The organism is Kribbella turkmenica (assembly GCF_004348725.1).
Taxonomy (GTDB): Bacteria; Actinomycetota; Actinomycetes; order Propionibacteriales; family Kribbellaceae; genus Kribbella; species Kribbella turkmenica.
Window position 1 is genome coordinate 1 of sequence record NZ_SMKR01000293.1, and the last position, 3,667, is coordinate 3,667.

Here is a 3,667-nt window from a genome sequence, read left to right on the forward strand (position 1 = left end):
CGCCGATGAGGATCCAGCGGAGGCTGTGGCTCTTCGCCGGCTCGGAGCCCGACTCGGTGGCCGTGTTCGGCTTCGGGGTCGCGGTGCCGGCCGGCGGGGTCGCGGCGGCCTTCTTGGCGGGGACCGGGAGCTGGTAGACGGCGGAGTTCGCGCCCTCGCTGCCGACGAGGACGGTGTCGCCGGACGGGCCGACGGCGACCGACTCACCTTGCGAGGCCGACACGGTCGCGGTCGCGACCAGGGCCGGGGACTCGCCCCAGGTGACGGTGGTGACGCCGGTCATCGTCCGCAGCACCACTCGCTGACCGTCCGGGAGGAACGTGCCGTCGGTGAACGCGCCGGCCGGGGCGGATGCGAGCTTGGTCAGCTCGTTCGTGCCCTGGCGGGACGGGGCCGGCGGGGCCGCGTAGATGGCGCCGCCCTTGGTGGACTTGGTGACGATGTAGAGCTGGTTCGTACCGGGCTCGACCAGCAGGGTCTCGGCGTCGTGGGCGCCGTCCGGGTAGGTGAAGTCGTACCGGTGGTAGCTGACGTTGGCGTCGCCGAGCCGGTCCGGCTCCGGGATCGTGTAGATCTCGACCCTGTCCCGGTTGGCCTTGTTGTCGCCGATGTCGGCGATGTAGATCGTCCCGTCGCGGTCGACCGCGACGGCCTCCACGTCGCGGACCTCGGCCTTGAAACTGAGCACCATCCGGACCTTGCCGGTGGTGTCGATGCCGAACACGCGGGCGCGGTCACCGGAGTCGTTCATCGTCCAGTAGATGCCCTCGAACCTCTGGCTCTTCGCCAGCCCCGACGACTCCTCGATCCGCTCGTCGCGGATCGTGAAGAGCTTCTTCACCCCCGGCGACGGATCCGCCACCGGCAACTGCACGCCCGCCCGCGCGGACTGCGACGCGGTGGCCGACTGCGGCGCGGAGGCGGTCGCTGCGGCGGGAATCGCCGTACCGGCCAGGCCGAAGAAGCCGGCCGCTACCAGGGCGAGGCCGGTCCGGAGCCGCATCACGACACCACCTCGCGGCCGTCCGGCAGGAGGAGCTGCGCCAGGCGCGGAGTGACGTGCCAGTCGCTGATCAGGGTTCGGTACTCGGACTGGAGTTCTGAGGTCGGGGCGGCACCGGTCCGGGCGGCACGGAGGAGGAGGTTACGCGGAGTGTGTTGACTGTCCACGAACTGCACCACCTCCACCCGGTATCCGACCTGTCGCAGTACCGCCGCCCGGAGCGTATCCGTCAGGACGTCGGCGAACCGCTCACGAACGATGCCATATCGCGTCATCAGCGCATAAGGCGCCGGTGGTGTGACGCTCTTGAGCTGCGTCTGGATGTCGTGGTGACAGCACGGAGCCGCGAGTACGAGCGGCGCCTCCCAGCCGACCGCCCGGGCGAGCGCGTCGTCGGTCGCCGTGTCGCAGGCGTGCAGCGCGAGGACGACGTCCGGATGTACGTCGAGCTCGGCCGCCTGGATGGTTGCGTCGACGAAGCGCAGGTGCTCCTGCCAGCCGAGCGCGGTCACCACCCTGGTGTTGCGCTTGCGAGCCGCCGGGTTGTGGTCGATGCCGGTCATGCGTACGTCGTGACCGGCTGAGGTCAGCAGGTGGTACGCGGCCAGGGTGAGGTAGGCGTTGCCGCAGCCGAGGTCGACCACCTGGAGCGGTCGTCCCGACCCGATCCGGCCCGCCGCGATCGCCTCGTCCAGTGCCGGGGCGAGCAGCTTGCAGAACTCCTCGATCTGCTTGTACTTCGCCTGCCGCGACGGCTTCACCCGCCCGTGGTGATCGCTGATCCCGAGCTCGATCAGGAACGGCGCCGCCGGGTCGAGCACCCGCTGCTTCGCGCGGTCGTGGCTGGTCTCCTGCTCCCGGCTGTCCGCCTGCCGGTGCAGCAGCTCCTTGCCCTTCTTCGTATACCGGAGCCGCAGCGTCTCGGTGGTCGTCTCGACGTGCCACGTCCCGTACGGCAGGTCGAGAAGCTCGTCGACCGCCTTCTCCACGTCCGCGCCGGCGACGTTCCGGGTGTGCGCCTGGCGCTCGTCGTACTCGGTGATCTGCAGGTGACGCGTGTCCTTGAGGTCGACGTACCGTAGCTCGACGCGCTGGTAGTGCGGTGGCTCCAGGCCACGCCGGCGGCCCGAGCTGACCGCACGAACGAGGCCGGCCGGGTCGAGCAAGGCTGCGCGGACCACGTCGCGTGCGCCGGAGTCCGCCCCGGCACTCACGCCGGACCCCGCGCCGGGCCCGACGCCGGGGTCGCCGGACGTCCGCTCCGGATCCACGTCTGACTGCATCGCGCCATTGTCCCCGACCGTTCATCCCGATCACAAAACGGTCTCGTCCGACCGCGCCGACCACCCGGCCGGCCGCGGCCCGATCCTCCGGGAAGCCTCGACCGCGAGGGCCGGCGGGAGTGATCCGGATCATTCGAGTTTCTCGTCTTCCTTCAGGAGGCCCAGGGAGCGGAGGCGGGTGGCGATACCGCCTGGCTGGCGGCCCAGGGCCGTGACGAGCTCGTCCTTGGTGGCGCCGTTGCGGAACATGTCGGTCAGGGTCTGTTGCTCCTCGGCGGACCAGACGCGGAAGGCGTTGGGGTGGTTCTTGCGGGCCGCCCTGATCTTGCGGGTCATCGAGCGGACGTCGAGGAGCTCCAGCGAGCGGATCCGTGCCTGGCGGTGCCGGCCGACCTCCTCGCCGTCGCGCCAGAACACCACCGCCTCCTCCTCGAAGGTCATCAGGTCGGCGGGGACGTCACAGTAGTCGGCGTCCTCGAGCATCACTCGCAGCATGGGTCGTTGTCTCCGTTCGTCGCACGGGCCGGTGGGCATGGCGGCCGCAGCCGGTCCCCTTCTCGACAGAGAAGATGCCGCGAGCCCGGCCGCCTCGGACCACCGATTCACGAGCTGTGGACAACCGATTGCAGAATTGTTTGCAAAGCGGCTTTGCAAACAGTCTTTGCAGTTCTATCCTCGTGGGCATGAGCGAGGAGAGGCCTGACGCGACGGTCGACGATCCGGTGGCCGGCGGACGGACTGTGCGGCTGGATCGGCACCTCGTGCGGGCACTGGCGCATCCGATGCGGAACCGGATGCTCGGGCTGCTGCGGATCTACGGGCCGCAGACGGCTACGACGCTGGCTGGTCGGCTGGGGGTGAACACCGGGGCGACGAGCTATCACCTGCGGCAGTTGGCGGACGCCGGGCTGGTGGTGGAGGACGACACCCGGGGCAACGCGCGGGACCGGTGGTGGAAGTCGGCGCATCAGGGGACTGACTTCGACGCGGCGGAGCTGCTCGATCAGGAGCCGGAGCTGACGTTGGGGTTCCTGCACGGGCTCGGGCAGACGTACGCGGAGAACATGTTCGGGTTCATCGATGCGATGCAGACCCTGTCGCCGGAGTGGCGGGACGCGAGCATGCTGTCGGACTACGCCTTTCACCTGCGGCCGGAGGAGCTGGCGGCGATGGTCGGTGAGCTCGTGGCGGTGCTGGAGAAGTGGAAGACGCCGGATCTCACCGCTCCGCTGCCCGAGGGTGCCGAGCAGGTGTCGGTGCAGATCCAGGCCTACCCCCGGGAAACCCGCTGATTGTCATGTGAGGCCGGTGGGCGTGGAAGAGCGCGGTGGACGAGCTGCGTGAGAGCTGGTGGTTGAGGCCGGGGTTCCAGGGGCCAGTG

At 69.7% G+C, this 3,667-nt stretch carries 4 protein-coding genes; 1 reads left to right on the forward strand and 3 read right to left on the reverse strand.

Features of this window, described 5'->3' with window-relative positions; translation table 11 throughout:
* The 3 genes from E1218_RS35170 to E1218_RS35180 form a co-directional block, all read right to left on the reverse strand.
* Window positions 1–1,003, reverse strand: a 1,003-nt coding sequence (locus tag E1218_RS35170) for an SdiA-regulated/phytase-like domain-containing protein (protein ID WP_132327353.1), incomplete at its 3' end; no start/stop codon positions are given.
* The gene (locus tag E1218_RS35175; protein WP_132327354.1) at window positions 1,003–2,286 is read right to left on the reverse strand and encodes a class I SAM-dependent methyltransferase; all 1,284 of its coding nucleotides are present in this window, start codon (window positions 2,284–2,286) and stop codon (window positions 1,003–1,005) included. The genes E1218_RS35170 and E1218_RS35175, both read right to left, overlap by 1 nt.
* Before the next feature lie 129 nt (window positions 2,287–2,415).
* A complete protein-coding gene (locus tag E1218_RS35180) occupies window positions 2,416–2,781 on the reverse strand; it encodes a hypothetical protein (RefSeq protein ID WP_132327355.1) in 366 nt (121 codons plus the stop codon).
* A 188-nt stretch (window positions 2,782–2,969) separates the two neighbouring features.
* On the opposite strand from E1218_RS35180, the gene E1218_RS35185 reads away from it, so the two are divergent.
* Window positions 2,970–3,578, forward strand: coding sequence for a helix-turn-helix domain-containing protein (locus E1218_RS35185; RefSeq protein WP_165949565.1), 609 nt, complete (start codon window positions 2,970–2,972; stop codon window positions 3,576–3,578).
* Window positions 3,579–3,667: the final 89 nt, after the last annotated feature.

Excerpts from the sequence above, each read along its gene's own strand:
- E1218_RS35175 (WP_132327354.1), bottom strand. The coding sequence starts at position 2,286 with ATGCAGTCAGACGTGGATCCGGAGCGGACGTCCGGCGACCCCGGCGTC.
- E1218_RS35185 (WP_165949565.1), top strand. The coding sequence starts at position 2,970 with ATGAGCGAGGAGAGGCCTGACGCGACGGTCGACGATCCGGTGGCCGGC.
- E1218_RS35180 (WP_132327355.1), bottom strand. The coding sequence starts at position 2,781 with ATGCTGCGAGTGATGCTCGAGGACGCCGACTACTGTGACGTCCCCGCC.